Origin of the sequence: Pseudooceanicola aestuarii (genome assembly GCF_010614805.1) — a bacterium.
Classification (GTDB): Bacteria; Pseudomonadota; Alphaproteobacteria; order Rhodobacterales; family Rhodobacteraceae; genus Pseudooceanicola; species Pseudooceanicola aestuarii.
The window spans coordinates 571,882-597,623 of the sequence record NZ_JAAFZC010000001.1; the positions used below are offsets into that span (position 1 = coordinate 571,882).

23 protein-coding genes and 1 pseudogene are annotated in these 25,742 nt (G+C 67.1%); 12 read left to right on the forward strand and 12 right to left on the reverse strand.

Annotation, left to right across the window (positions count from 1 at the left end; all coding sequences use genetic code 11):
- Nucleotides 1-95: 95 nt before the first annotated feature.
- Nucleotides 96-857 carry an alpha/beta fold hydrolase gene (locus tag G5A46_RS02625; RefSeq protein ID WP_163847061.1) on the forward strand — a complete coding sequence of 254 codons (762 nt, stop codon included), beginning with the start codon at nt 96-98 and terminating at the stop codon, nt 855-857.
- 150 nt (nt 858-1,007) lie between these two features.
- On the opposite strand, the gene lepA is transcribed toward G5A46_RS02625, so the two are convergent.
- A complete protein-coding gene (lepA, locus tag G5A46_RS02630; RefSeq protein ID WP_163847063.1) occupies nt 1,008-2,807 on the reverse strand; it encodes a translation elongation factor 4 in 1,800 nt (599 codons plus the stop codon).
- A 183-nt stretch (nt 2,808-2,990) separates the two neighbouring features.
- Here lepA and G5A46_RS02635 point away from each other — a divergent pair, with 183 nt between their 5' ends.
- Both G5A46_RS02635 and G5A46_RS02640 read left to right on the forward strand, forming a co-directional pair.
- Complete coding sequence (locus G5A46_RS02635; RefSeq protein WP_163847065.1) at nt 2,991-3,782, forward strand: MBL fold metallo-hydrolase; 792 nt, start codon at nt 2,991-2,993, stop codon at nt 3,780-3,782.
- A 178-nt stretch (nt 3,783-3,960) separates the two neighbouring features.
- Nucleotides 3,961-4,263, forward strand: coding sequence for a hypothetical protein (locus tag G5A46_RS02640; RefSeq protein ID WP_163847067.1), 303 nt, complete (start codon nt 3,961-3,963; stop codon nt 4,261-4,263).
- Nucleotides 4,264-4,468: 205 nt separating this feature from the next.
- Here the strand turns inward: G5A46_RS02640 and G5A46_RS02645 are convergent, their stop codons facing one another.
- Nucleotides 4,469-5,974 (reverse strand): malonate--CoA ligase, encoded by a 1,506-nt coding sequence (locus tag G5A46_RS02645; RefSeq protein ID WP_163847069.1) that lies wholly within the window; start codon nt 5,972-5,974, stop codon nt 4,469-4,471.
- 24 nt (nt 5,975-5,998) lie between these two features.
- Nucleotides 5,999-7,240 carry a malonyl-CoA decarboxylase gene (locus G5A46_RS02650; RefSeq protein ID WP_163847072.1) on the reverse strand — a complete coding sequence of 414 codons (1,242 nt, stop codon included), beginning with the start codon at nt 7,238-7,240 and terminating at the stop codon, nt 5,999-6,001.
- 83 nt (nt 7,241-7,323) lie between these two features.
- On the opposite strand from G5A46_RS02650, the gene G5A46_RS02655 reads away from it, so the two are divergent.
- Both G5A46_RS02655 and G5A46_RS02660 read left to right on the forward strand, forming a co-directional pair.
- Nucleotides 7,324-8,007: a GntR family transcriptional regulator gene (locus G5A46_RS02655; RefSeq protein WP_163847075.1), complete on the forward strand. Its 684-nt coding sequence runs from the start codon at nt 7,324-7,326 to the stop codon at nt 8,005-8,007.
- A gap of 12 nt (nt 8,008-8,019) precedes the next feature.
- Nucleotides 8,020-8,733 (forward strand): NAD-dependent deacylase, encoded by a 714-nt coding sequence (locus G5A46_RS02660; protein ID WP_163847077.1) that lies wholly within the window; start codon nt 8,020-8,022, stop codon nt 8,731-8,733.
- On the opposite strand, the gene G5A46_RS02665 is transcribed toward G5A46_RS02660, so the two are convergent.
- Nucleotides 8,730-9,803 (reverse strand): ornithine cyclodeaminase, encoded by a 1,074-nt coding sequence (locus G5A46_RS02665; protein WP_163847079.1) that lies wholly within the window; start codon nt 9,801-9,803, stop codon nt 8,730-8,732. The genes G5A46_RS02660 and G5A46_RS02665 overlap by 4 nt on opposite strands.
- On the reverse strand, nt 9,800-10,738 hold the full coding sequence (gene rocF, locus G5A46_RS02670) for an arginase (RefSeq protein ID WP_163847081.1): 939 nt from the start codon (nt 10,736-10,738) through the stop codon (nt 9,800-9,802). The genes G5A46_RS02665 and rocF overlap by 4 nt, the downstream gene beginning before the upstream one ends.
- A 133-nt stretch (nt 10,739-10,871) precedes the next feature.
- Here rocF and G5A46_RS02675 point away from each other — a divergent pair, with 133 nt between their 5' ends.
- A complete protein-coding gene (locus tag G5A46_RS02675; RefSeq protein WP_163847083.1) occupies nt 10,872-11,300 on the forward strand; it encodes an Lrp/AsnC family transcriptional regulator in 429 nt (142 codons plus the stop codon).
- Between the two features lie 9 nt (nt 11,301-11,309).
- Here the strand turns inward: G5A46_RS02675 and G5A46_RS02680 are convergent, their stop codons facing one another.
- From G5A46_RS02680 to hrpB, 3 genes are all read right to left on the reverse strand, one after another.
- A complete protein-coding gene (locus G5A46_RS02680; RefSeq protein WP_163847085.1) occupies nt 11,310-11,519 on the reverse strand; it encodes a hypothetical protein in 210 nt (69 codons plus the stop codon).
- Nucleotides 11,520-11,767: 248 nt separating this feature from the next.
- Nucleotides 11,768-12,061: a 50S ribosomal protein L28 gene (gene rpmB / locus G5A46_RS02685; protein ID WP_163847087.1), complete on the reverse strand. Its 294-nt coding sequence runs from the start codon at nt 12,059-12,061 to the stop codon at nt 11,768-11,770.
- A 117-nt stretch (nt 12,062-12,178) separates the two neighbouring features.
- A complete protein-coding gene (hrpB, locus tag G5A46_RS02690) occupies nt 12,179-14,656 on the reverse strand; it encodes an ATP-dependent helicase HrpB (protein WP_163847089.1) in 2,478 nt (825 codons plus the stop codon).
- A 192-nt stretch (nt 14,657-14,848) separates the two neighbouring features.
- Between hrpB and meaB the strand changes: the two genes are divergently transcribed.
- The 4 genes from meaB (at nt 14,849) to G5A46_RS02710 (ending at nt 19,047) form a co-directional block, all read left to right on the forward strand.
- The gene (gene meaB / locus G5A46_RS02695; protein WP_163847091.1) at nt 14,849-15,823 is read left to right on the forward strand and encodes a methylmalonyl Co-A mutase-associated GTPase MeaB; all 975 of its coding nucleotides are present in this window, start codon (nt 14,849-14,851) and stop codon (nt 15,821-15,823) included.
- A gap of 309 nt (nt 15,824-16,132) precedes the next feature.
- On the forward strand, nt 16,133-17,308 hold the full coding sequence (locus G5A46_RS02700; RefSeq protein ID WP_163847093.1) for an aspartate aminotransferase family protein: 1,176 nt from the start codon (nt 16,133-16,135) through the stop codon (nt 17,306-17,308).
- A gap of 88 nt (nt 17,309-17,396) precedes the next feature.
- Complete coding sequence (gene argF, locus G5A46_RS02705) at nt 17,397-18,323, forward strand: ornithine carbamoyltransferase (RefSeq protein ID WP_163847095.1); 927 nt, start codon at nt 17,397-17,399, stop codon at nt 18,321-18,323.
- A 112-nt stretch (nt 18,324-18,435) separates the two neighbouring features.
- On the forward strand, nt 18,436-19,047 hold the full coding sequence (locus G5A46_RS02710; RefSeq protein ID WP_163847097.1) for a GcrA family cell cycle regulator: 612 nt from the start codon (nt 18,436-18,438) through the stop codon (nt 19,045-19,047).
- 513 nt (nt 19,048-19,560) lie between these two features.
- On the opposite strand, the pseudogene G5A46_RS02715 reads toward G5A46_RS02710, so the two are convergent.
- Nucleotides 19,561-21,135, reverse strand: a pseudogene (locus tag G5A46_RS02715) (AsmA family protein); the annotation flags it as partial.
- 102 nt (nt 21,136-21,237) lie between these two features.
- Here G5A46_RS02715 and rimO point away from each other — a divergent pair.
- Nucleotides 21,238-22,602: a 30S ribosomal protein S12 methylthiotransferase RimO gene (gene rimO, locus G5A46_RS02720; protein ID WP_163847100.1), complete on the forward strand. Its 1,365-nt coding sequence runs from the start codon at nt 21,238-21,240 to the stop codon at nt 22,600-22,602.
- 34 nt (nt 22,603-22,636) lie between these two features.
- Here the strand turns inward: rimO and thpR are convergent, their stop codons facing one another.
- From thpR to G5A46_RS02735, 3 genes are read right to left on the reverse strand one after another with little or no spacing between them, the layout of a single operon-like run.
- Entirely contained in the window at nt 22,637-23,203 is a 567-nt protein-coding gene (thpR, locus tag G5A46_RS02725) for an RNA 2',3'-cyclic phosphodiesterase (protein ID WP_163847102.1), read from the reverse strand.
- 4 nt (nt 23,204-23,207) lie between these two features.
- A complete protein-coding gene (locus G5A46_RS02730; protein ID WP_163847105.1) occupies nt 23,208-24,008 on the reverse strand; it encodes a hypothetical protein in 801 nt (266 codons plus the stop codon).
- Between the two features lie 4 nt (nt 24,009-24,012).
- Nucleotides 24,013-24,999, reverse strand: a complete 987-nt coding sequence (locus tag G5A46_RS02735) for a 2-hydroxyacid dehydrogenase (protein WP_163847107.1) — start codon at nt 24,997-24,999, stop codon at nt 24,013-24,015.
- A gap of 109 nt (nt 25,000-25,108) precedes the next feature.
- Between G5A46_RS02735 and G5A46_RS02740 the strand changes: the two genes are divergently transcribed.
- The gene (locus tag G5A46_RS02740; protein WP_163847109.1) at nt 25,109-25,714 is read left to right on the forward strand and encodes an SH3 domain-containing protein; all 606 of its coding nucleotides are present in this window, start codon (nt 25,109-25,111) and stop codon (nt 25,712-25,714) included.
- The last annotated feature ends 28 nt before the right edge of the window (nt 25,715-25,742 follow it).

Genomic DNA, 25,742 nt, shown 5'->3' on the forward strand with positions numbered 1-25,742 from the left:
ATGCGGCATGTCCTCCCGGCCCGGCCAAGGTAATTCGCCACGCAGTTGCGTCAATCCCTCTGGCCGCCGCCGCTCAGCTTGGCTACTTCTCAGGCATGCTGAACCTCATACGCCACGACGGCCCCGACGCCCGCCCCCTGCTGATCGCCCACGGCCTGTTCGGTTCCGGGCGGAACTGGGGGGTGATCGCCCGCCGCCTCGCGGCAGAGCGGCCCGTCCTGGCGGTAGACATGCGCAATCATGGCTCCTCCCCCTGGGCGGATAGCCACGGCTATCCCGACCTGGCTGCCGACCTTGCCGCCGTGATCGAATCCGAAGGCGCGCCGATGGACGTGCTGGGCCATTCCATGGGCGGCAAAGCCGCCATGATGCTGGCCCTCACGCGTCCCGAGCTGGTGGGCCGCCTGATCATCGCCGATATCGCGCCGGTCAGTTACGGCCACAGCCAGCAGCAATTCATCGACGCCATGCGCCGCGTGAATCTGGGGCAGGTCGAACGGCGCTCCGACGCCGAGGCGCAACTGGCCGAAGCGGGCGTGGAGCCCGCCTTGCGCTCCTTCTTCACCCAGTCGCTGGACGTGGGGGCCCGGCAATGGCGCCTGAACCTGGATGTGCTGGAGGCCGAGATGCCCAAAATCCTGTCCTTCCCCGAGGTATCGGCAAGTTTCGATGGACCTGCCCTGTTTCTTGCCGGGGGGGACAGCGACTACGTCCAGGTGGCGCATCGGCCAGGGATCAAGGCCCTCTTCCCTGCGGCACGATTCGCCGGAATACCCGGGGCCGGCCATTGGCTACACGCGGAAAAACCGCGCGAATTCGAAGCCGCAGTGGCCCATTTCCTGAAGATGGACGCCTGAAGGCGGAGAGGGCACGCCCCCCTGCCGCCCAGCACAGGCCGTTCAAGATGATCCAGATCGCAACGTCCATGACGTGTCCCCAGGTTTCGAATTGGGGCCAGTCTGCCGGACGATGTGTTTAGACCAGGTTAAGAGGCGGCGGGAATCGCCTCAATCATCCATTTTCAACGCGGAAATGAAGGCCTGCTGCGGGATTTCGACCTTGCCGAACTGACGCATCTTCTTCTTGCCCGCCTTCTGCTTGTCCAGCAGTTTGCGTTTCCGCGTGGCGTCGCCACCGTAGCATTTCGCAGTCACGTCCTTGCGCAGGGCGGCCAGGGTCTCGCGGGCAATCACCTTGCCCCCGATGGCCGCCTGAATCGGGATCTTGAACATGTGGCGCGGGATCAGGTCCTTCAGCTTCTCGCACATGGCCCGGCCCCGCATCTCAGCGCGGTCGCGGTGCACCATCATCGACAGGGCGTCGACCGGCTCGTCATTCACCAGGATCTGCATCTTGACCAGGTTATCCTGTCGGTAACCAATCACCTGATAGTCGAAGCTGGCGTAACCTTTTGTTACCGATTTCAGGCGATCGTAGAAATCGAACACCACTTCATTGAGAGGGAGGTCATAAACAACCAGCGCCCGCGACCCCGCATATGTCAGATCCTGCTGAATCCCCCGGCGGTCCTGGCACAGCTTCAGCACGTCGCCCAGATATTCGTCCGGCACCAGGATCGTCGCCTTGATCCGGGGCTCCTCCACATGGTCGACATGGGTCATGTCCGGCATGTCGGCGGGATTGTGCAGGTCGATCTTCTCACCATCCCGCATGTAGACGTGATAAATCACGCTGGGTGCGGTGGTGATCAATTCGATATCGTATTCGCGTTCGATCCGGTCACGGATAACTTCGAGATGAAGCAGCCCCAGGAACCCGCAGCGAAACCCGAAACCGAGCGCCGCTGAGGTCTCCATCTCGTAGGAGAAGCTCGCATCGTTCAGGGCCAGCTTCTCGATCGCGTCCCGCAGATCCTCGAACTCGGCACTGTCCACCGGGAAAAGACCACAGAACACCACCGGGATCGACGGCTTGAAGCCGGGCAATGGCGTCTCGCAGCCCTTCTTCTCTGTGGTGATCGTGTCGCCGACGCGCGTATCGCGGACCTGCTTGATCTGGGCGGTGAGAAATCCGATCTCCCCCGGCCCCAGGCAGTCGACGTTCTGCATCGCCGGGCGGAAGACGCCGATACGGTCGACGGAATATTTCGCGCCGGTCTGCATCATCTTGACCTGATCGCCCTTCTTCAGGATGCCGTCCATGATCCGCACCAGGACCACCACGCCCAGGTAGGGATCGTACCAGCTATCCACCAGCATCGCCTTCAGCGGCGCATCCGCATCGCCTTGCGGCGCCGGCAGACGATGGATGATCGCCTCCAGCGTGTCCTCGATGCCCAGGCCCGACTTGGCCGAAACCAGCAGCGCCTCCGAGGCGTCGATGCCGATTACGTCCTCGATCTGCTCCCGGACCCGGTCCGGTTCGGAGGCGGGCAGGTCGATCTTGTTCAGCACCGGGACGATCTCGTGATCCGCATCGATCGCCTGATAGACATTGGCCAGGGTCTGCGCTTCGACGCCCTGAGTGCTGTCCACCACCAGCAGCGATCCCTCGACCGCGCGCATTGAGCGCGAGACCTCGTAGGCGAAATCGACATGGCCGGGCGTGTCGATCAGGTTCAGCACATAGACGTCACCATCCTGCGCCCGGTATTCGATGCGCACCGTGTTGGCCTTGATGGTGATCCCGCGCTCCCTCTCGATGTCCATGGCATCAAGAAGCTGCTCCTTCATCTCCCGTTCCGAAACGGTGTTCGTCGATTGGATCAGCCGGTCGGCCAGGGTGGATTTCCCGTGGTCGATATGGGCGACAATGGAGAAGTTGCGGATGTGCTTCAGGTCGGTCATTGGCGTGATATGCGAGGGTTTCAACGCCCCGTCAATGGGTCACGCCATGCCGCCCGTCCGATCTGAAGCACCGTGGCCCGACAGGCGCGCCGGCAACCGGCGCCGATTAACGCAAACGTGAGATGACGTAGCCGCCCCGCGTCCTAGGGTTTCACGCGACTCACCTGTCATGGAGTTCCGAACATGAAACGCCGCACCTTCCTGTCCACTGCCCTCTCAACCGGCCTTGCCGCATCCAGCCTGCCGGTCATCCTGCCCTATGCCGCCCGAGCTGCCGCCCATTCGGGCGATGTCTTCGCCACCGCCGGAGGGGGCGAGATCACGGTGCATCCGGTCAGCCATGCCTCCTTTGTCATGACCACGCCGATGAGGGTGATCTACAATGATCCCGTCGGAGGCGCCGCGCTCTATACCGATTTTGACGCGCCGGATCTGGTGATCATCACCCACCACCACGGCGACCACTTCGATGCCGAGACCCTCGCTGCCATCGTCGCTGACAAGACCGACCTGATCGTGAACCCAACCGTGCATGAGCAATTGCCGGAGGCGCTGAAGGCCAAGGCCCATGTCATGGCAAATGGCGACAATCACGACTGGAAGGGGATGACGGTCGATGCCGTGCCGGCCTACAACCTGACGGAGGAGCGGCTGAAGTATCACCCGCCGGGCCGTGATAACGGCTATGTCCTGACGATCGACGGAACCCGGATCTACATCGCCGGCGACACCGAGGGCACACCAGAGTTGCGCGCGATGCAGGATATCACCCTGGCCTTCGTGCCGATGAACCTGCCCTACACGATGGATGTGACCCAGGCGGCGGATGCGGTAGCGGATTTCGCGCCCAGCTATGTCTACCCCTATCACTACCGCGACAGCGACCCGCAGGAGTTCGCCCGCCTGCTCGGCCAGACCGGCGCCGCAACCGAAGTGCGGCTGGGCCCCTGGTACGACGACGCCGCGCATGGCTGACCCCAACGCCCGCAGCGGTTCCACCGGTGCGGGCGCCAGAATTCCCGGATCGGCGGCGCGCCGCCGGTCCCCTGTCCGCAGATTGAATTTTTGGCCCGTTTCCGGCAGGATTTTGCCTAAGCAGATGGTCGGAGCATAAAAACGAATCCCCGGCCACGTAACGGACAGAGGCAACATAATGACCAGGGTCAGTCTGGCCGCAGCAGCGGCTATACTCCTTCTTTCCATCCCCACGGCGCAGGCCGGGCCCATTTCACGCGCCTGTCTTGCCTCGGATCGGGCCGGCTCTACGGCCTTGTGCGGCTGCATCCAGCACGTGGCCAATGGGATGCTCAGCTGGTCGGACCAGCGCATGGCGGCGCGGTTCTTCAAGGATCCCGACCAGGCGCAGAAGGTACGGATGTCCGACAACCTCAATCACGAAGCCTTCTGGCTGAAATACAAGGCTTTCGGCCAGGCTGCCGCCGCCCAGTGCTCCTGAAGGCACCCTGCGTCGTTCCGGGATCACGCCGGAGATGAGGTGAACGCCCCGGCGCCATGGAGGGGGGCATCCCCTTCCTGCGGACGTGGCGCGACCGTGCAGGGCACCTGGCGGAATGTTGCGCGCCCTGCATCGGCGGGTCATGTGATGGTGCGAATATCGCTAAAGCTGGGACCGCGTTTGCGGCCCCCGGCGCGTGCGACGGCTATTTGAAGACATCACCCCAATCATCGCGCAGGACATTTTTCTGGACCTTGCCCATGGTGTTGCGCGGCAGTTCGGGGACAATCTCGTAATGTTTCGGCTGCTTGAACCTGGCCAGACGGCCGGCGACATCGGCGCGGATCGCCTGAAGGTCCGGGGTGGCGCCGGGGGCCGCGACCAGGATCGCGACCACGCCTTCGCCGAAATCGGGATGCGGCACGCCAATCACTGCGCTTTCCAGCACGCCATCCTGTTCATCCAGGATCAGCTCCACCTCCTTGGGGTAGATGTTGTAGCCGCCCGAGATGATCAGATCCTTCGCCCGGCCGACGATATGCACATAGCCGTCCGCATCCACCCGCCCGATATCGCCGGTGATGAAGAACCCGTCTTCCCGCAGTTCGGCCGCCGTCTTCTCCGGCATCTGCCAATAGCCCTGGAAGACGTTGGCGCCGCGCACCTCGATGATCCCGGCCTCGCCCTGTAGCAGTTCCGCCCCGCTGTCGGCATCGGTGATCTTCAGCTCCACCCCCGGCATCGGCAAACCGACAGTGCCGGCGCGGCGATCGCCGTCATAGGGATTGGAGGTATTCATGTTCGTCTCCGTCATTCCGTAGCGTTCCAGGATGCGATGGCCGGTCCGGTCCTCGAAAGCGCGGTGCGTTTCCGCCAGCAGCGGCGCCGAGCCGGAGGTGAACAGCCGCATACGTGCCACCACGTCACGGTCAAACCGGGCATCGCTCAGCAATCGGGTGTAGAAGGTCGGAACGCCCATCATGCTGGTCGCCTGCGGCAGCAAGCCCAGCACCTGGTCAAGGTCGAATTTCGGCAGGAAGATCATCGCCCCACCGGAGGCCAGCACCGTGTTCGTGGCCACGAACAGACCATGGGTGTGAAAGATCGGCAGCGCGTGCAGCAGCACGTCATCGGCGGTGAATTTCCACAGGTCGGCCAGCACCAGCGCGTTGGACAACAGGTTGCCCTGGCTCAGCATCGCGCCCTTGGACCGGCCCGTCGTGCCGGACGTATAAAGAAGCGCGGCCAGGTCATCCTCTGCCCGGTCGGCGGGGGAAACGGGATCGGTGCGCCCGGCGGCGCGTGTACTCAGGCTGCCCTGACCGGCGGCGTCCAGCGTCAGAACCGTGGCATCTGGCGCAATGGCGCGTAGCCGGCCCTCGGCGCGGGGGTCGCAGACCACCAGGCGCGCGCCGCTATCGGTGATGAAATACTCCAGCTCATCCGCCTGGTAGCCGGTGTTGAGTGGCAGGAACACCACCCCGGTCAGCACACAGGCAGCATATAGCGCCAGCGCCTCGGGGGATTTTTCCACCTGTGCGGCCAGTCGGTCGCCCGGGGTCAACCCGGCCTCGACCAGCACGCCCGCCTGGGCCTGGGCCAGGACCAGGAAATCGCGCCCGGTCAGCACGGTGCCATCCGCCATGGTCAGGAACGGCGTCGCGCGCGTGGCAAGCGGGGCGAACAAGGTGTCAAATAGCGGATTGGCCATGGTATCGGCTCCCTCTGGTCGCGCTCAGGCCGGCGCGGGTGTTTTCAGCAGCGCCCGCACCTCGCGGGAGGCGACAACCTCCTGCGCACGGGCAAAACGTTCGTGGTTCTCGGCAAAGGTCTCGGGGTCGTAACGGTAATTCACCATGGCGCCCGCACTTTCGGCCATCCCCTTGGCCGAGGTATCTGCGCCCGAATGGACTGCGTGCACATAGGCGCCGTTGCCCAGGTGGAACCGCGACACCGGATCATATGGCAGGCCATCGGCGCGTTTCGCGGTCAGCAGGAACCGCGCGGCGGCGGCGCGCAGACCGGCGTCGTCCAGGGTTGTGGGGTCGGTCCCCTCTTCTTGCAGCCAGCGGGTCAGCAGCGGGATCGGCGACAGGGTGACAAAGGTCTTCAGGTCGGGCAGTTCAGCGGCGAGATCCTCCGCCACCTGCTTGATCAGCGAATTGCCAAAGGAGATGCCCGCCAGCCCGTCCTGGCAATTGGAGATCGAGTAGAAGACCGCCGTGTCCGCCTCCTCCGCTGCGAGGGGGGCGCGGTCTTCCGCCAGCAGGCGCTGGACCGATCCGGGAATGCCCTTGGTCAGTGCGACCTCGACAAAGATCAGCGGCTCGTCCGGCATCGCCGGGTGAAAGAAGGCAAAGCAGCGGCGATCGGTGGGCTGCACCCGACGGCGCAAGTCGTCCCAGGAATCGATGGCATGTACCGCCTCGTATTCGATGATCTTTTCCAGCACCTGCGCCGGGCTCTCCCAGTTGATGCGGCGCAGCACCAGGAAGCCGCGATTGAACCAGGAAGCAAAGAGATGCCGGAAATCCAGGTCGATCCGCGCGCGGGCGTCCTGGCGCGGGATCAGGCGCAACAGATCGGCACGCATCGCCACCAGCTGCGGCGTGGCGCCGGGCACCCGGTTCAGCCGCCGGGCCAGTTCCTGTCGCGCGGGTTCGGCCGCTTTCAGGAAGGCGCCATAGCTGCGCGGGCCGGGATCGGCCTCGAACGCGTCGAGCGCGCTGCGCGTGGTGGCGAAATCGACGCCCAGGTCACTGGCCAGGTGGTCGAAGAACGCGATCCGGGCCGCATCGTCGAACCCGGCATAGCGGTCCAGGATCTGCGCCGCCGTCGTCATCCCCGACACCTCGGCGTTGGAAGACAGCAGGTCCGCGATCAGCGCCTCGGTGCTGCGCGCATCATCGGGCGGTGGCAGCGCGCGACGCGCGTTGCGGGTGAAAACACTGGCAAGCACATCTGACAGAAGGCTCATGTTCCTGGACTCCCCAACCCTGAAGGCCCCGACAGAAAGGCCATGCTTGCGTACATTGCAATTCAGATTGTATACAAAACACCATGTCGAGCGAAACGCAACACCCTGACGGCCGCTCCCGGTCGGATCAGATCGCCGCGGCGCTGGAGGACCAGATCCTGACCGGCCGCTTTGCCCCCGGCGCCCGCCTGGACGAGGTGCGCCTGGCCGAGGAGCACGGCGTTTCGCGCACACCGATCCGGGAAGCGTTTCACCGGCTGGCCCAGTCCGGGCTGGTCACCCAGCAACCCCGGCGCGGCGTCTTTGTCCGCGCCCCCTCCCCCCGCGACATGCTGGAGATGTTCGAGGTCATGGCAGAGCTGGAGGCGGTGTGCGGGCGCCTTGCGGCGACCCGTGCGACCGAGGCCGCGATCACCCGTCTGCGCGCAGTGAACGAGGCCTGCCGCGACGCCCATGCCACCGGCAACGCGGATCTTTACTACGAGCGAAACGGCCAGTTTCACCACCTGATCTACGCGCAATCCGGCAATACCTTTCTGGCGGAGGAGGCCGGGCGCCTGCACCGGCGCCTGAAACCTTATCGCCGGATGCAATTGCACCTGCGCGGGCGGCTGGCGCAATCGATGGCGGAGCATGATGCAATTGTCGCGGCCATCGCGCGCGGTGCGGCGGATCAGGCCGGCCAATTGCTGCGCGATCACGTCGCGGTGCAGGGGGAGAAGTTCCGCCATCTCATCGCGCATCTTCCGCAAGCCACCGCACCGTGACAGGATGGCGCCATGACTGGCCAACCTCCATCCCCCGCTGACCATATCGTTATCCTGACCGGCGCCGGTGTCTCCGCCGAAAGCGGGCTGGGCACCTTTCGCGACAAGGGGGGCCTGTGGGAGGAATACCCGGTGGAGCAGGTCGCCACCCCCGAAGGATTCGCCGCCGATCCCGCATTGGTGCAGCGGTTCTACAACATGCGCCGCGCCCATGCCGCCGAGGCACAGCCCAATGACGCGCATCACGCGCTGGCCCTATTGCAACGCGACCACCCCGGCCGCGTTACGCTGATCACCCAGAATGTCGATGCCCTGCACGAGGCCGCCGGATCCGACCCGGTGATCCACATGCATGGCGCGCTGGCCGGGGCGCTCTGCGCGACCTGCGACCACCGCTGGTCCGCGCCGCAGGAGATGCGCGCCGGAGAGGTCTGCCCCGCCTGTGCCGCCCCCACGGCGCGGCCCGATATCGTCTGGTTCGGGGAAATGCCCTACCACATGGAAGAGATTATCGGCGCGCTGTCGCAGGCCACGCTGTTTGCCGCGATCGGCACCTCCGGCCAGGTCTACCCGGCGGCGGGCTTTGTCCAGATCGCCGCCGAGGCCGGCGCCCATTGCGTGGAAATCAACCTGGATGCCTCTGCCACCGTGTCGGATTTCGATACCGCGATCCGCGGCCCGGCGACAGAGACGGTGCCCGCCTGGGTGGACGGGCTGCTGGGTTAACCCGCGCCGCCGCCGGCCCGCATCAGCATTCCGAACAGATCGCGCGGATCATCCGGGTCGGCCAGCAGGTCCAGATCGACGTAGTGACCTGTGTCCTTCAGCCGGTCGTGGACAAAGCGCAGGGCGCTGAAATCCTCGATCGCGAAGCCGACGCTGTCGAACAGGGTGATCTGTTTCGCATCGCGCCGCCCCTCGGCCGCGCCGGTCATGACCTGCCACAACTCGGTCACCGGGTGATCGTCGTCCAGCTGCTGGATCTCGCCCTCGATCCGGGTCTGGGGCGGATATTCCACGAAGATCCCGGCGCGCAGCAGGATGTCGCGGTGCAGTTCCGTCTTGCCCGGACAATCGCCGCCGATTGCGTTGATATGCACACCCTCGCCGACCATGTTGTCGGTCAGGATCGTGGCATATTGCTTGTCCGCCGTGCAGGTGGTGATGATCTGGGCGCCCTCGACCGCCTCCTGTCCTGTGGAACAGGCGGTGACGTCAAAGCCCTGGGCGCGCAGATTACGCGCTGCCTTTTCCGTCGCCTTGCCGTCGATGTCATACAGGCGCAGCCGGGTGATCCCGCAGATCGCGCGAAAGGCCAGCGCCTGGAATTCGCATTGCGCGCCGTTGCCGATCATGGCCATGACCTGCGCATCGCGTGGGGCCAGGAACCGTGCCGCAAGGGCCGAGGTGGCCGCCGTGCGCAGGGCTGTCAGCACCGTCATCTCCGACAGCAGCAGCGGATAGCCATTGGCGACCGAGGACAGCACGCCGAAGGCCGTGACGGTCTGATACCCCTCGCGCATGTTCGCGGGATGGCCGTTGACGTATTTGAAGCCATAATTCTCTGCATCGGCGGCGGGCATCAGTTCGATCACGCCGTCGCGGGAATGGCTGGCGACGCGCGGTGTCTTGTCGAATTCGGGCCAGCGGCGAAAGTCGCTTTCGATGTACTCGACCAGCCCGGTGATGAAAGTCTCCGCGCCGATCGCGTTCACCATGCGCATCATGTTGTCCACCGAAACGAACGGCACATAGGCCAGGGCGGAGGGTTCGGGGCGGGTGTGGGGTAGGGTCATGCGGCAAAGCTCCGTGTGGGTCGGTCCAGAACGCGGCGCCCCAGGAGAGAGGCGGCAAGATCCACCATCAGGGAGGCGGTGCGCCCGCGTTCATCGAGAAAGGGGTTCAGTTCCACCAGGTCGAGCGAGGTCACCAGGCCCGAATCGCCCAGCACCTCCATGATCAGGTGAGCCTCCCGGAAGGTGGCGCCGCCGGGCACGGTGGTGCCCACGGCGGGCGCGATGGCCGGGTCCAGAAAATCCACGTCCAGCGAGACATGCAGCAGCCCGTTCGCCGCCATGACCCGCCCGAGAAAAGCACGCAGCGGAGCCAGAACGCCGGTTTCGTCGAGGGCGCGCATGTCGTGAACGGCGAACCCCTGATCGCGGATGCGCGCGCCCTCCGGCCCGTCGACAGACCGGATGCCCATCATGCACAGGTTTCCCGGATCGACTGGTGCGGTCAGCGGCGGATAGGCCTCGCAGCCCGGCTGCCCGGTGACATAGGCCACGGGCGTGCCGTGCAGGTTGCCGGATGTCGTGGTGTCGAGGCTATGCAGATCCGGATGGGCGTCCAGCCACAGCACGAACAGCGGCCGCGCCTGCATTGCCGCATAACGCGCGATCCCGGCGACCGTGCCGGCGGACAGGGAATGGTCCCCACCCATGAAGATCGGCAGATCGCATGCGCCCGCGGTGTCAAAGGCCGCCTGTTCCAGCACCTCGATCCAGTTGCAGGTTTCAGCCAGCCCGTGGATTGCTGCGTTCGGATGGGCCAGCGGGCGCTGCGCCGGGATCGACAGATCGCCCGCATCGCGCAGATCCCAATTCAATGAGGTCACGGCCCGACCCAGCCCGGCCGTGCGCAGCGCCGCCGGCCCCATCAGGCAACCGGGCTGGGCCGCACCGGTCTCCACCGGGGCGCCGATCAGGGTGCAGCTTCGGGATGGGGGCATGTGTCCTCCGCACGGGTCAGGGGTATTCGAGACCATTGTGACGCGGGAATGCGATACCATTCGACCAAAAAATTGACCAATATATCGAAAATATCTATCAATTCGAAAAGAGAAATTTACCGAATTGGACAACATGCAGCCCCTCACCGATATCGACCGCCGGATCATCGCCGCCCTGCGTGCCGATGCCCGTATGTCCGTCACGCAGCTGGCACAGATTGTCGGCACCTCGCGCACCACCGCCCGCGCCCGGCTGGAGGGGCTGGTGACCGAGGGGCGGATCCGCCGCTTCACCGTCGAGACGGATGTGGATGCAGAGGGCGAGGTGCGCGCGATCACCCTGGTGGAGCTGGAGGGCAGCCTGTCGCGTAACGTGATCCGAACACTGACGCGGATCGCCGAGGTCTCCACCATTCACGCGACCAACGGCGCCTGGGATCTTGTGGTGGAAATCCGAACTGATTCGCTGGTCAGTTTCGACCGGGTGCTGCGCGATATCCGCGACGTGCCCGGCGTCCGCAACAGCCAGTCCAGCCTTCTGCTGGCCCCCGTCGCGGGCTGATCCGGTGGTTCAGAGCGCCCTGTCGTGCCAGCCGGGCGGAAGGCGCGGACGTTCCGGCGTCAGGGCGGCGAAGTCGCGCGTCAGCTTGGCGGTCAGCGGACGTGCCGAGACCAGGGCGGTGGCGCGGTCGAACGGTTGCCAGCCGCCCAGGGCCAATTCGCTGACCACTGGTACCGACAACAGCAGGGCGATTCCCCCCAGCCCGAGTTTTCGCAACATCGCGTCCTCCGTCACCGGCGCAGCCGGATCGGCCCGCGCCCTCGGGACATAGGCCCCACCCCCGCAGGTTCCAAGGGGCCGCCGTGGGGCTGGGCCGTCCCCCGCCCATGCACCCCGGCCTGCCACGTCCCGGCGCAGGTCCGGCTGGCAGGCGCCGCGTCATGTCCCGCAAACGCGTTCAGCCCCACCGAAAGGTGAGGCTGGCACCCGCCCCGAGGGAGGCGGTGAAACAACTGGTTCGCGGGGGCTTACGCCTCGGCGGAGATCAGCGCTTTTTGGATTTCTTTCTTCACTTTCAGCGCGTTGTCCGAAAGTTCAACATCCTTCGCCTTGGCCAGGAACTTGTCCAGGCCACCGCGGTGGTCGACGGACCGCAGGGCATGTGCGGAAATCCGCAGCTTGATGTTGCGGCCCAGGGCTTCGGAGCGCAGGGACACGTCGTTCAGGTTCGGCAGGAAGCGGCGGCGGGTCTTGTTGTGGGCGTGGCTCACGTTGTTGCCCGTCATCGGGCCTTTCCCGGTCAGTTCGCAGCGGCGCGACATGGCTCTTTCCTCGTCTGGTCAAAAGGGCGGGTCGCGCCCGCCGGTAAAGCATAGGGGCACCGCGACGGCGGCGCCCGGAATCTCGTCGCGTGGCTATAGGCCCTTCGCCGCGGGGGGTCAAGTGCGATCGCCCTGCCCCCGTCGCTTGGCGCGCAGGGTGGGATCGGCCTCGCGCGGGTTCTCCGGCCAGGGGTGCCGGGGATAGCGTCCGCGCATGTCCTTGCGCACATCGGCATAGGAGCTGTCCCAGAACCCCGGAATGTCGCGCGTGACCTGCACCGGGCGGCCGGCAGGCGACAGCAATGTGACCACAAGCGCCCGCCCCGCGACCACCGGGTGGCGGGTCTGGCCGAACATCTCCTGAAGGCGTAGCGCGATGCCGGGGGTGTCGTCCGAATAATCGATGGGAATGCGTCGGCCCAGCGGGGTTTCGAAATGCGCCGGTGTCTCCCGGTCCAGCAACTGCATCTGCGGATAGTCCAGCATGGCGCGCAATGCGGGCAGCAGGTCAAAACGCTTCCAATCCTCGGCGCTGCGCAGCCCCCCCAGATGCGGCAACAGCCAATGCTCCGCCGTCTCCAGCAGCGCGGCGTCGGACATGTCGGGCAGGCCGGCGCCCTGCGGCGTCTCGGCGACCATCTGGACCCGCGCGACAAACCGGCGGGCAGCGGCGCTTTTTGCAGGGGTCAGGCCCAGGTCGCGGATGCCGTCCAGCATGGCGCCGGCCAGGGCATCCGGGTCCGGGTCTTTCCAGATGCGATCGGTCAGCGGCAGCGCGCCCAGCCGGTCCTGCAACCGGGCGGTGACGCGCCGGTCACGGCGGGACCAATCGCAGGTCGCGACCTCCGCGATGTCGTCTGGAAAAAGGGCCCGCAGCTCTCCTTCGGTGATCTGGATGGCCTGACGGATGCGGGCCTCGCGCGGGTTACCATCGGTGTCGGTGACGACGATCAGCCGGGCCTGCGCCAAGGGGTCGTCGTCGGGCAGCACCGCGCCCTTGCCTCCCGACAGCAGGTAGCGCGGGGCATCGCCCTTGCGGCGCAGCCCGATGCGGTCCGGATAGGCCAACGCCGCCATCTCGGCCGGGCCAAGGGCGGGCGTGGTCTTCGGCGCCTGCCGGGCCAGGCGCCTGGCCTCCTGCGTGATGCGCGCCACCGCGCCCCGGTCGGCGCGGCTGTCCTGTCCCTTCAGCGCGGCAAGGCGCAGCGACAGGTCCACGGGCGCGCCACGCGGCATCGGATCGCGGTCGGCCAGCAGCGCGGCCAGCGGCGCGGCGGCCTGCCCGGCGCGGGCCAGCACATGGGCCAGGCGCGGATGCAGCGGCAGCGCCGAAAGCGCCCGGCCATGGGTGGTGATCCGGTCCTGGCGGTCCAGCGCGCCCAGCATCCGCAACAGCGCCCGCGCCTCCGCCAGCGCGCCCTCCGGCGGCGGTGTGAGAAAGGCCAGATCCCCCTCTCCCGCGCCCCACAGCGCCAGTTCCAGCGCCAGCCCGGACAGGTCCGCCGCCTCGATCTCCGCCGGGGGAAAGGCCGGGAGGGCGCCCTCCTCCCCCCTGGTCCAGGCACGCAGGCAGGTGCCGGCGGCGACGCGCCCGGCACGGCCCGCGCGCTGCGCCGCCTCTGCCCGCGACACCCGTTCCGTCACCAACCGCGACATGCCCGACCCCGGATCGAACCGCGCCCGGCGGGACAGGCCCGCATCGACCACCACGCGCACCTCGGGAATGGTCAGCGACGTCTCGGCGATGGAAGTCGCCAACACCACGTTGCGCCCGGTGGCCGGCGGGCGCAGGGCGGCCTGCTGATCGGCGAATTTCATCGCACCATAAAGCGGCCGGATATGGCAATCACCCGGCAATCGCCCCTTCAGCGCCGCCTCCACCTGTCCGATTTCTCCGGCACCTGGCAGGAAGACCAGGATCCCGCCCGCATGGTCCCGCGCCGCCTGTGCGACCATGTCGGCCACAGCGCCCCAACGGGCGCGCGCCTTGGGCAGAGGCGTGTCGCGGTGCCGGATCTCCACCGGGAAGGCACGGCCTTCGGAGGTGATCACCGGCACGTCGCCCATCAACGCGGCCACCGGCGCAGCGTCCAGCGTGGCGGACATGGCCAGCAGGATCAGGTCCTCCCGCAGGGCGCCGGCGATTTCGAGGCAAAGCGCCAGGCCCAGATCAGCGTTCAGGGAACGTTCATGGAATTCATCGAAGATGACAGCGCCGATCCCCGTCAACTCGGGATCGGACTGGATCATGCGGGTCAGGATGCCCTCGGTCACCACCTCCACGCGGGTGGAGGGGCCGGTCTTTGCCTCCCCCCGCACGCGGTAGCCGATGGTCTGGCCCGGCGCCTCGCCCAGCGTTTCGGCCATGCGGGTGGCGGCGGCGCGGGCGGCCAGACGGCGCGGTTCCAGCATCAGGATGCGCCCCGGCGCCAGGCCGGCCGCAAGCAACGCCAGCGGCACGCGCGTGGTTTTCCCGGCGCCGGGCGGCGCCTGCAACACCGCCCGCCCCCGGTCGCGCAGGGCGGTCAGCAGGTCGGGCAGCGCCGCGTCGATGGGAAGGGCGGGAAGGGAGGACAGGGAAAACGGCGTGGTCATGCCCCTTTATATGCGGGGCGCGGGGGGCAAGGTCCATGGGGGGCGCGATCCCTCCCGAGCGGCGATCCCCGCGACAGAGCCGGAAAGGCGGGCGGGCAGGCGCGCGCCCTGCCTGCGTTCCTTCGGCGGCGGCGGGTGGTCTGGACCCTGCTGCGACGGACAGGCATAAACCGGGCACGCTGGGAGGTGCCGATGAATATCGAAGAGCTGGCCGGGAAGATCATCGCGGGCGACCGACGCGCCCTGTCGCGGGCCATCACGCTGGTGGAAAGCCGCCGCGCCGATCACCGTGACCAGGCCGTCACCCTGATCGAGACGCTGCGCGGCACCGGGCGGCAGGCGGTCCGGGTCGGGTTGTCGGGCACGCCGGGGGTCGGCAAGTCGACCTTCATCGAGGCGTTTGGCCGCATGTTGACGGGCCAGGGCCTGCGGGTCGCGGTGCTGGCGGTCGATCCGTCCTCCACCCGGTCGGGCGGGTCGATCCTGGGCGACAAGACGCGGATGACGCTGCTGTCGCGCGATCCCAACGCCTTTATCCGGCCGTCGCCGTCGCAATCGCACCTGGGCGGCATCGCCCGCCGTTCCCGCGAGGCGGTGGCCCTGTGCGAGGCCGCCGGCTTCGACGTGGTGCTGGTGGAAACCGTGGGCGTGGGCCAGTCCGAAACCGTGGTGTCGGAGATTTCGGACCTCTTCGTGCTGCTGCTGGCGCCGGCGGGCGGGGACGAGTTGCAGGGGGTCAAGCGCGGCATCATGGAGATGGCCGACATGATCCTCGTCAACAAGGCCGACGGCGATCTGAAACCCGCCGCGACCCGGACTTGCAGCGACTACGCCGGCGCCCTGCGGCTGCTGCGCAAGCGCCCCCAGGATCCCGAGGGTTTCCCCAAGGCGATGATGGTCTCCGCGGTGGAGGCCTCGGGGCTGACCGACGCCTGGGTGGAGATGCAGGCGCTGGTCGACTGGCGCCGTGAGGCCGGACATTTCGACGGCGCCCGCGCCGCACAGGCCCGATACTGGTTCGCCGAAGACGTGAAGCACGGCCTGCTGGCCCAACTGGAGACGGACCCTGCCCGCGCCCGCATGGCCGCCCTGGCGGAGGAGGTCGCGCAGGGCCGCAAGACGCCCACCCTGGCGGCCGAGGAAATGCTGAGGGGCTTTCACGACTGATCCACCCGGTCCGCCCCGCGCGGCCTCTCCCAGCCCCGAACGCGCCGGCGATGCCTGCCGCACAGCAAAATCCGTGCACCTGCGCAACAGGGGTTCCCCTGCGTCGCGACGCCCGCTATAGACGCTGCCATGACCGCATTGCCCGTGATCCAGCGTCGACGCCGACGCACCTGATCCACCGCCCCCGGACCTCCGGGGGTGCCGCTTCGGTCATCGCCGCGCTTATGCCGCGGCTTCCCTTCCCCAGAGAACCTTGACTTGGCCTTTGAGCACATGCTCTGTCAGGGCCTCCAAATCCGAGGATATCCCATGATCCCTGCCGTTCTGCCGACCTATTCCCGCACCCCTCTTCATTTCGTGAAGGGCGAAGGCGCCTGGCTGATCGAAGCGGATGGCCGACGTTTCCTGGACCTCGGCTCCGGCATCGCGGTGAACGTTCTGGGCCATGCCCATCCGCCGCTGGTCGCAGCGCTGACCGAACAGGCACAGGCGCTGTGGCATGTGTCGAACCTCTACGAAATCCCGCAGCAGGAAGAGCTGGCGCAGCGGCTGGTAGAGGCGACCTTTGCCGATACCGTCTTCTTTACCAATTCCGGCACCGAAAGCTGCGAGCTGGCGGTGAAGATGGCGCGGAAATACTGGTACGAAAAGGGCGCGCCCGACCGCACCGGGATCATTGCCTTCGAAGGGTCGTTTCACGGCCGGTCCTCCGCCGGGATCGCCGCCGCGGGATCGGAAAAGATGACCAAGGGCTTTGGCCCGCTGCTGCCCGGTTTCATCCACCTGCCCTGGGGCGATATCGACGCGGTGAAAGCCGCGCTGGACGACACGGTCGCCGCCATCCTGGTAGAGCCGGTGCAGGGAGAGGGCGGCATCCGCCCGCTGGAAGACGACCAGATGCGGGCGCTGCGCGGGCTCTGCGACGAAACCGGCACCCTGCTGATCCTGGACGAGGTCCAATGCGGCATGGGCCGGACCGGGCGCCTGTTCGCTCATGAATGGGCCGGGATCGCCCCCGACATCATGATGGTGGCCAAGGGCATCGGCGGTGGCTTCCCGCTGGGCGCGGTGCTGGCCACGGAGAACGCCGCCTCGGGCATGGGCGCGGGCACCCACGGGTCGACCTATGGCGGCAACCCGCTGGGCTGTGCCGTGGGCAATGCGGTAATGAAGGAAGTCGCCGATCCGGCCTTCCTGGCCGATGTGAACCGCCGCGCCGGGCTGCTGCGCCAGCGCCTGGAGGGGCTGGTGGCCGACAATCCGCAGGTTTTCGCCGGGGTGCGCGGCAGCGGCATGATGCTGGGCCTGCTATGCAAGGCCGCCAATATCGACGTGGTCAAGGCTGCCTACGGCGTCGAGGTGCTGACCGTACCTGCCGCCGACAACGTGGTGCGCCTGCTGCCGCCGCTGAACCTGACCGAGGCGGAGATCGGCGAAGCCGTCGCCCGCCTCGACCGCGCGGCCAAGGCCGTTTCCGGCGGCTGAGATGTGGCGCCTGCCCATCTTTGCCTTTCACCTGCCTAGGGGGTCGCGGCGCGCGTCGTGACCTCCGCCCGCAAAGGGACCGAAAGACATGAACCATTTCCTGGACATCCATACCACAGATCCGGCCGACCTGCGGCAGATGATCGACGGCGCCCGTGCCATGAAGACCGCCCGCCAGGGTCGCCCGCGCGGCGCGCCTGATGACGAACAGCCGCTGGCCGGGCGCATGGTCGCGTTGATCTTCGAGAAACCCTCGACCCGGACCCGCGTGTCCTTTGACGTGGGCACCCGCCAGATGGGCGGGCAGACCATGGTGCTGTCGGGGCAGGACATGCAGCTGGGCCATGGCGAAACCATCGCCGATACCGCCCGGGTGCTGTCGCGCTATGTCGATCTGATCATGATCCGCACCTTCGACGAATCGGTATTGAAGGAAATGGCCGATCACGCCACCGTGCCGGTGATCAACGGGCTGACCGACAACAGCCACCCCTGCCAGATCATGGCCGATATCCTGACCTTCGAGGAACATCGCGGTCCCATCGCCGGGAAAAAGGCGGTCTGGACCGGGGACGGCAACAATGTCTGCGCCTCCTGGCTGCACGCCGCCGGGCAATTCGGCTTTGACATGACCTACACCGGACCCGAACAGTTGGACCCGCCCGCCGCCGCGATGGAATTCGCCCGCGCCCATGGCGCCCATGTCGACATCGACCGCGACGCCACCCGCGCGGTGAAGGGCGCCGACGTGATCATCGCCGATACCTGGGTCTCCATGCATGACAAGCAGAGCACGCGGGAACGTCGCCACAACCTGCTGCGCCCCTACCAGGTGAATGCCGCGCTGATGCAGGCCGCCGGTGATCAGGCGGTGTTCATGCATTGCCTGCCCGCGCATCGCGAGGAAGAAGTAACCTCGGACGTGATGGACGGACCGCAATCGGTCATTTTCGACGAGGCGGAGAACAGGTTGCACGCCCAGAAGGCCGTGATGCGCTGGTGCCTTGGCGTATGATCGCGTAAAGGCGGTCGCGGCCTTGTAACCGGCCCGCCGGTGACTAGTATAGGGGCCTGCCGAATTCCACGGGGCCGGAACGTGCCGCGCCTCGCACCCAAGGAGGACCTTCATGTCCTGGACCGACGAACGCGTCGAACTGCTGAAAAAGATGTGGGGCGAGGGCCAGTCGGCCAGCCAGATCGCCAAGGAATTGGGCGGTGTGACCCGCAACGCCGTGATCGGCAAGGTCCATCGCCTGGGCCTGTCGAACCGATCCGGCGGCGGCGGCGCCGGAGGCGCCACTGCGGCGCCCGCCGCGGCACCGGCCCAACAGCCCGCCGCGGCCAAGCCGGAGCCAAAGGCCAAGCCCGCCCCCCGGCGGGAGTCGCAGCCCGCCGCCACCGATGCCACGGCGGCGGCGCCGGAACCGGCCCAGCCGCAGCCCGCCGCCACCCCGGCGCGCAAGCAGATCATCCCCGCAGGCCAACCCCTGCCGCCGCAACCTTCGGCGAACGAGATTTCCCCCGAGGCCCTGGCCAAGGTCAGCGAGATCGAGAAGAAGGCCAAACGGCTGACCCTGATGGAGCTGACAGAGCGGACCTGCAAATGGCCCGTAGGCGATCCCGCCACTGACGAATTCTGGTTCTGCGGACTGCCCGTTCAGGCCGGGAAACCCTATTGCGAAGCCCATGTCGGCGTCGCGTTCCAGCCGATGTCCTCGCGCCGCGACCGCAAGCGTTGATCTGACGGCCGGACTGCGGGCCTTTCCGGGGGCGCGGCCGCCTTCGGGGCGCCGGGCCTGCCCTCAGCCTGCGTTGCACCAGAAAGAAGGGGCGCCGGACCTTCCGATCCGCGCCCCTTTCCAGCAACCCGATCAGCGGTTGAACAGCTTGAGAAGACCGCGCTTGGCCTGGTCTTCCAGTTCGCGTTTCAGGCTGTCTTCAAGGTCGTCGCCTTCCTGGGCCTCGATGCCCAGGGCATTGCGCACCTTGCCGTCGACCTCCTGCCGGGCCTTTTGTTCCAGCTCTTTCTTTTCCTCTTCGAAATTCAGCTGGATGGCCTGCTCCAGGTCGGCGGTGATGCGTGGGCCGGACCAGGGGCCGCGAATGCGCACCGGGATCGCCAACCCGCGTCCATCCCGCGCTTTCAGAGAGATCGGCGTGAACAGGTAGTCGATCGACTGCCCGGCCAGATCGACATCGCCGCGACCCTCTGCCCGGATGCCGGCCAGCTGCATCACGAGGTCCTCGTTGCGCAGCAGACCGTCGGTGATGGTGAATGTCGCCTCTGTCGCATCAAAGATCGTGGTTCCGCCGGTGGCGTCGCCGCTGCGCATCAGCCGGTCCAGATCGATCCCCTCGATCGTGCCGCGCCCGGTCTCCAACCGGCCGGTCCCCGACAGCGACTGCATCATCGCCGCCAGAGACTGGCCGGAGGCCAGGAAATCCACCTGTGCCTGCGCCGCGCCGGTGAACCGTGTGACGCCCGCCAGATCCGACAGCATCGGCTGCAACCCGACCTCCTGCGCCGAAAGGTCGCCGCCGACCGACAATCCCGCGCGGTTGTTGACCACGAATTCCCCGGAAAGCGTCCCGCCAAAGGCCGAAACTTCGCTCAGCCGGGTGACGGCGCGGCTACGCTCGATCGTCGTGCGCAGCCGGACGGGGCCCAGCCGTGTGATGCCCAGATCGACGGAGCCTGCGGCAAGCGCGATTTCCCCCTCCACAAGGGAGAGGGGGGAAGCGTCGATGGGCGCGGTGGACCAACCAGCGGCGGCCGGGGCTGCGGGGCCGCTATCGCCCGCCATCATCGCGCTGAAATCCAGATCACCGCCCGTCAGTTGCGCTCTGACCTGCGTGACCGTGCCGGGGGTGATATCCGCCGCCGCTGTCAGACGGTTGCCGTCCAGCGTCAACACCCCGTCCCGCAGAGTGAGCAGCCCGTCACGGGTATAGGTGACATCCCCCTCCAGCGTCGCCGCACGGCCCAGCCCCTGCGGCAGATCCGGCGCCGCCAGACCAAGCGCCGCGACAAAACCCGCGGTGTCGGACAGGTCGACCTCAAGCCGCCCCTGGGCTTCCGGCGCCAGCCCGGCGCGTCCCTCGAACCCCAGCCGTCCGTCGGCGCTGGTCAGTTCCAGGCTGATGTCGCTGATCCCGCCTTCCAGCAACTGCGCCACCTGCGCGGCGCGGGCGGTCAGAGCCAGGGGCGGACCGCCCCGGACCAGGCTGGCGGTCAGCGTGGCGGGCCCGGCGAGGTCTGGCAATTGCAGGGTCAGATCCAGCGGGCCGAAACTCTCGCTGGTGCCGGCGCGGTGATCCACCAGATGCAGCGCCGCACCTGTCACCCGCAGATTGTCCAGCCCGATGGCACGGGGTGTACCGCTGCCCGAGGCCGCTCCGGTGCCGGGTGCCGCGTCTGCGCCCCCCGACAGCCCGTCCAGCTGCCAATTGGGCGCCCCCTCGGCAGAGATTTCCAGCAGGATCTCGGGCTTGACCGCCTCGACCCGGGTCAGGCGGATATCGCCGCCGATCAGCGCCATCAGGTCGACCCCGATCTGCACCGATTCGGCCTGCACCATCGGCCCGTTGCGCGACCATTCCGCATTGGCGATACGCAGCCCGCCGGTGCTGACCCCCAAGACCGGGTAGACGGTAAAGGACGTCTCGCCCAGGATTTCGACCTTGCGGCCGGTGGCGGCGCCCAGCCTGTCGGCGGCCACCTGGGCAACCCGTTGACCGGGCACCAGGAAAAACGCAGCCCCCACGATCAGCATGATGGCGATCACCGCCACCACCACGATCCGGAACATCCAGCGGATCAGTCCCATTCCCTACCCCCATCACCTGTTTCCCAACCCTAGGCGCGGTCGCCACGCGGCTCAAGCATGGCATTCCCCAGCGCCGGGCATTCCTGTATAGGGCGCTCCATCATGACGCAGAACCCCCCCGAGCTTCGCCCCGACCTTGCCCCCGCGCCGCGTTTCGGCGACACCCGCCGCCCCGGCCAGCCCGCCATCGGAATGGTCTCCCTTGGCTGTCCCAAGGCCCTGGTGGACAGCGAACGGATTTTGACCCGGCTGCGCGCCGAGGGATACGCTATCTCGCCCGATTACACCGGGGCGGATGCGGTGATCGTGAACACCTGCGGGTTCCTGGATTCCGCGAAGGCCGAAAGCCTGGATGCCATCGGCGAGGCACTGACGGCGAATGGCAGGGTGATCGTCACCGGGTGTCTGGGGGCCGAGCCCAAGTTCATCACCGGCGCCCACCCCAAGGTTCTGGCCGTCACCGGGCCGCATCAATACGAACAGGTGCTGGACGCGGTCCATGCCGCCGTGCCGCCCGATCCCGATCCGTTTGTCGATCTGCTGCCCGCCTCCGGGGTCAGCCTAACGCCCCGGCACTACAGCTACCTGAAGATCGCGGAGGGCTGCAATCACAAGTGCAAGTTCTGCATCATCCCCGACATGCGCGGCCGCCTGCAGTCGCGCCCCGCCCGTGCGGTATTGCGCGAAGCCGAAAAGCTGGTGGAGGCCGGTGTGCAGGAGCTGCTGGTGATCTCGCAGGATACATCGGCCTACGGGACGGATTGGAAGGATCGGGACAGCAAGTTTCCCTTCCTTGACCTGGCCCGCGATCTGGGGGAGCTGGGCGTCTGGGTGCGGATGCACTACGTCTATCCCTACCCCCATGTGCGCGACGCCATTCCCCTGATGGCCGATGGCAAGATCCTCCCCTATCTGGACATCCCGTTCCAGCACGCCCATCCCGACACGCTGCGCCGCATGGCACGCCCGGCGGCTGCCGAACGCACGCTGGACGAGATCGCGGCCTGGCGCCGGGATTGCCCGGACATCACTCTGCGCTCGACCTTCATCGTGGGATACCCCGGAGAGACGGAGGCGGAGTTCCAGCACCTGCTGGACTGGATGGACGAGGCGCAGCTGGATCGCGTGGGATGCTTTCAATACGAAAACGTCGCTGGCGCCCGCTCCAACGCCCTGCCGGATCATGTGGCGGAGGAGGTCAAGCAGGACCGCTGGAACCGCTTCATGGAGAAGGCGCAGGCGATTTCGGAGGCGAAGCTGGAAGCCAAGGTCGGCAGCCGTCAGGACGTGATCGTCGATGACGTGGACGAAGACGGCATCGCCACCTGCCGGACCAAGGCCGACGCGCCGGAGATCGACGGCAACCTGTTCATCGACGAGGGCGCCGCGCATCTGCAACCGGGCCAGATCGTCACGGTAGAGGTTGACGAGGCCGGCGAATACGACCTGTGGGGCCGGCTGGTCTGATCCGGGGGGGGGCGGCGAAGCAACTGCCGCCGCTTCAGTCGGGATCGTAGACCGGCCGCCCGTCCAGCCGGTAGCGGCTGAGCGCCTCGTAGACCGGTGCCGCCCCCGACAGGATCGATTGGAACAGAACCACCTCCTCCACGGGAACGGGCCAGGGGCGAAAGCCGGCGTTGCCCTCCAGGAACCGTGCCAGGCGCCGCGTCTCGTCCGGCCCCGCGCCAGTGCCGAACCGCGCGATGGTCACATGCGGGCGGAACCGTTCGCGGGGCAACACGATCCCCGCGCCATGGCAACGGCTGCGGATCCGGCGGTGCAGGTCCAATAGCGGGCCGGTGTCCACCAGGTCGGCAAAGACGACGCGCGGCGCGGCGCGCCCGAAAGTGGCGAACCCCTCGATCTGAAGGGCAAAGGGATCGGCGCGCAATGTTTCCAGCGCATCGTTCAGCTCCTGCAAGGCAGCCACCGGCTGATCGTCCAGAAACGCCAGCGTCAGGTGCAGGTTCTCCGGCGGGACATGGCGACCGATCTTCAGATCGTCCTGACGCGCGGCCAGCTGGTCCTTCAGCCCGTCGGGCAGGTCGATGGCCAGGAACGTGCGCATCGCGTCAGACCCGCGCGGCCGCCTGCCGCAGAAGGGCGACGAAAACCAGCAAAATCAGGGTCGGCAACACGATCATCCGCAGCACGAAAATCCCGGTCAGCGACAGCGAGGCCGCCAGCAGGTCGTCGGCGGAATTCCAGAACGCTCCGGCGGCGCCCTTGTAGGCCTCGTAGGTTTCGCGCCAGCCCCGGTCCTCCCCCTGGCCGACAAGAGCCAGCGCCTGCTCGGAAATGGCGGTGATGGTGGCGTTGGCCTCTGCCGCCGCCGCGTGGGTCAGCAGGTCGCCCGCCCAGACCCCCAGCGCCGAGGCCGCCGGAAGCCCCAGCGCAAAGGCCAGCCCCAGCGTTCCCACCCCATGCACCACACGGCGCAGGCCGGGCGGCGCGCCGGGCCAGCCATGGCGGTGCATTTCGCAGGTACAGCGTCCGGCCAGCGCGATCGCCATCAGGACGAACCCGGTCGCCGCCACGGGGGCCAGCGACATCGACAGGATTGCCGTGATCACTGCGATCCCGAACACCAGCGCCGAGACGCGTTCGACGGTGTCATCCACCGGCTCCAGCCATTTCAGGGGCTGGATCGTGCCGGTGACAACGACCGAACCGCCCACCTCGGCCTCCTGGGCAAAGGACAGGGCGGCGTTGATCGCGCGCAGGGAGATATAGGTGGTGCCGGTGGCGATGGCGATGTCGCGCTGGAACCGTTCGGCGGTGCCGACCAGCGGGTTCACCCGTGGCGTCACCGCCAGCCAAAGGCAGAACAGGGCCGCGATCAGCGACAAGGCGGATCGGGTGGCCCTGTTCATCGGGTCATACCATGCCGGTCAAGACCTGATCCGGCGGCCTGTGGCCATCGGCGAAGGTCTTGATGTTGATGATCACCTTTTCCCCCATCTCGATCCGGCCCTCGCGGGTGGCAGACCCCATATGCGGCAGCAGAACGACGTTCTTCAACTCCCTCAGGCGGGGATTGCCGTCGCGCCCGTATTGGTAGACGTCCAGACCCGCGCCCGCCAGTTCACCGGCGCGCAACATCCGGGTCAGGGCGTTCTCGTCGATGACCTCCCCGCGGGAGGTGTTCACCACCACCGCGTCGGGCTTCATCAGCTTCAGTCGCCGCGCGTTCAGCAGGTGGAAGGTCGACGGTGTATGCGGACAATTGACCGACACGACGTCCATCCGCGCGATCATCTGATCCAGCGATTCCCAGTAGCGGGCCTGGTATTCTTCCTCGATCTCGGCGCGCAGGCGATGGCGGTTGTGGTAATGCACCTGCATGCCAAAGGCACTGGCCCGGCGCGCCACGGCCCGCCCGATCCGGCCCATGCCCAGAATGCCCAGCCGCCGCCCGGCAATGCGCCCGCCCAGCATGGCATTGGGGGACCAGCCCTCCCAATCGTCGGCCTGCATCTGGGCCAGACCTTCGGGAATGCGGCGCGTCACCGCGAGAATCAGCGCCATGGTCATGTCGGCGGTATCCTCTGTCACAACGTCGGGCGTGTTCGATACCAGGATGCCGCGTTGGCGACATGTCGCAACGTCGATATGATCGACCCCCGCGCCGTAATTCGCGATCAGCTTCAGCTGCGGACCGGCCTGCGCCAACAGCGCCTGATCGATCTGGTCACGCAGCGTGGGCACCAATATATCCGCATTGCGCACGGCCTGGACCAGGTTCTCGCGCGACATGGGGCGGTCATCCGGCCCCAGCGTCACGTCGAACAGCTCGCTCAGCCGCGCCTCGACCCGTTCAGGCAGGCGTCGCGTAACGACAACACTCAGACGTTGAGATGGCATGCTCCCCCTCCGGCTTCTTCCAACGCGGCACAGTTGGGGGCAAAGTGTACGAGAATAGGCCGGGGCACAAGAACCCCGGTGGACCGAAGGCAGGAACAGAGGCAAAACGATGAGCCACCCGATGCTGAGCGCCGTGGCGCTGATGCTGATGTTCGGTACCGCGACCCTTGCCGCGACCGACGACAGCGCGACCTCCATAGAGCCCGCCGCCGCCCCGCCGGCTGGCGTTGCGCTGGCGGTGGCCGCATCCGCCGCCCCCACGCCCAAGGCCCGCAACATCGCCCGCACCCGCGGCCCGGTGACCGGCCTGCCGCTGCCGCGCTATGTCTCGATGAAGGCCAGCAAGGCCAATGTCCGGCGCGGTCCCAGCCTGACCCACCGCATCGACTGGGTGTTCGTGCGCCGTGACATGCCGCTGCAAATCGTGGCCGAGCATGGCCATTGGCGCCGCGTCCGCGACCGGGACGGCATGGGCGGCTGGGTGCATTACTCGTTGCTGTCGGGCACCCGCACGGCGATCGTGACCTCGCAACAGGCGGATCTGCAATTCCGCCCGGATTCCAAGGCGCCGGTCACCGCGCGGCTGGAAACCGGTGTCGTCGCCCGGCTGGGTGAATGCGTGGCCCGATGGTGCCGCCTGACCGCCGGCGGCTATCGCGGCTGGACGCCCAAAGAGGCGCTTTGGGGCGTCGGGGCCGAGGAACTCCGCGACTGACCCTGCGCTTGCCGCAGCACCATGGCGC

Excerpts from the sequence above, each read along its gene's own strand:
- lepA (WP_163847063.1), bottom strand. The coding sequence starts at position 2,807 with ATGACCGACCTGAAGCACATCCGCAACTTCTCCATTGTCGCCCATATC.
- G5A46_RS02625 (WP_163847061.1), top strand. The coding sequence starts at position 96 with ATGCTGAACCTCATACGCCACGACGGCCCCGACGCCCGCCCCCTGCTG.
- meaB (WP_163847091.1), top strand. The coding sequence starts at position 14,849 with ATGAATATCGAAGAGCTGGCCGGGAAGATCATCGCGGGCGACCGACGC.
- rocF (WP_163847081.1), bottom strand. The coding sequence starts at position 10,738 with ATGCCCCCATCCCGAAGCTGCACCCTGATCGGCGCCCCGGTGGAGACC.
- G5A46_RS02710 (WP_163847097.1), top strand. The coding sequence starts at position 18,436 with ATGTCCTGGACCGACGAACGCGTCGAACTGCTGAAAAAGATGTGGGGC.
- hrpB (WP_163847089.1), bottom strand. The coding sequence starts at position 14,656 with ATGACCACGCCGTTTTCCCTGTCCTCCCTTCCCGCCCTTCCCATCGAC.
- thpR (WP_163847102.1), bottom strand. The coding sequence starts at position 23,203 with ATGCGCACGTTCCTGGCCATCGACCTGCCCGACGGGCTGAAGGACCAG.
- G5A46_RS02635 (WP_163847065.1), top strand. The coding sequence starts at position 2,991 with ATGAAACGCCGCACCTTCCTGTCCACTGCCCTCTCAACCGGCCTTGCC.
- argF (WP_163847095.1), top strand. The coding sequence starts at position 17,397 with ATGAACCATTTCCTGGACATCCATACCACAGATCCGGCCGACCTGCGG.
- G5A46_RS02645 (WP_163847069.1), bottom strand. The coding sequence starts at position 5,974 with ATGGCCAATCCGCTATTTGACACCTTGTTCGCCCCGCTTGCCACGCGC.
- G5A46_RS02680 (WP_163847085.1), bottom strand. The coding sequence starts at position 11,519 with ATGTTGCGAAAACTCGGGCTGGGGGGAATCGCCCTGCTGTTGTCGGTA.
- G5A46_RS02655 (WP_163847075.1), top strand. The coding sequence starts at position 7,324 with ATGTCGAGCGAAACGCAACACCCTGACGGCCGCTCCCGGTCGGATCAG.
- G5A46_RS02650 (WP_163847072.1), bottom strand. The coding sequence starts at position 7,240 with ATGAGCCTTCTGTCAGATGTGCTTGCCAGTGTTTTCACCCGCAACGCG.
- G5A46_RS02740 (WP_163847109.1), top strand. The coding sequence starts at position 25,109 with ATGAGCCACCCGATGCTGAGCGCCGTGGCGCTGATGCTGATGTTCGGT.
- G5A46_RS02675 (WP_163847083.1), top strand. The coding sequence starts at position 10,872 with ATGCAGCCCCTCACCGATATCGACCGCCGGATCATCGCCGCCCTGCGT.
- G5A46_RS02700 (WP_163847093.1), top strand. The coding sequence starts at position 16,133 with ATGATCCCTGCCGTTCTGCCGACCTATTCCCGCACCCCTCTTCATTTC.
- G5A46_RS02730 (WP_163847105.1), bottom strand. The coding sequence starts at position 24,008 with ATGAACAGGGCCACCCGATCCGCCTTGTCGCTGATCGCGGCCCTGTTC.
- G5A46_RS02665 (WP_163847079.1), bottom strand. The coding sequence starts at position 9,803 with ATGACCCTACCCCACACCCGCCCCGAACCCTCCGCCCTGGCCTATGTG.
- rpmB (WP_163847087.1), bottom strand. The coding sequence starts at position 12,061 with ATGTCGCGCCGCTGCGAACTGACCGGGAAAGGCCCGATGACGGGCAAC.
- G5A46_RS02735 (WP_163847107.1), bottom strand. The coding sequence starts at position 24,999 with ATGCCATCTCAACGTCTGAGTGTTGTCGTTACGCGACGCCTGCCTGAA.
- G5A46_RS02640 (WP_163847067.1), top strand. The coding sequence starts at position 3,961 with ATGACCAGGGTCAGTCTGGCCGCAGCAGCGGCTATACTCCTTCTTTCC.
- rimO (WP_163847100.1), top strand. The coding sequence starts at position 21,238 with ATGACGCAGAACCCCCCCGAGCTTCGCCCCGACCTTGCCCCCGCGCCG.
- G5A46_RS02660 (WP_163847077.1), top strand. The coding sequence starts at position 8,020 with ATGACTGGCCAACCTCCATCCCCCGCTGACCATATCGTTATCCTGACC.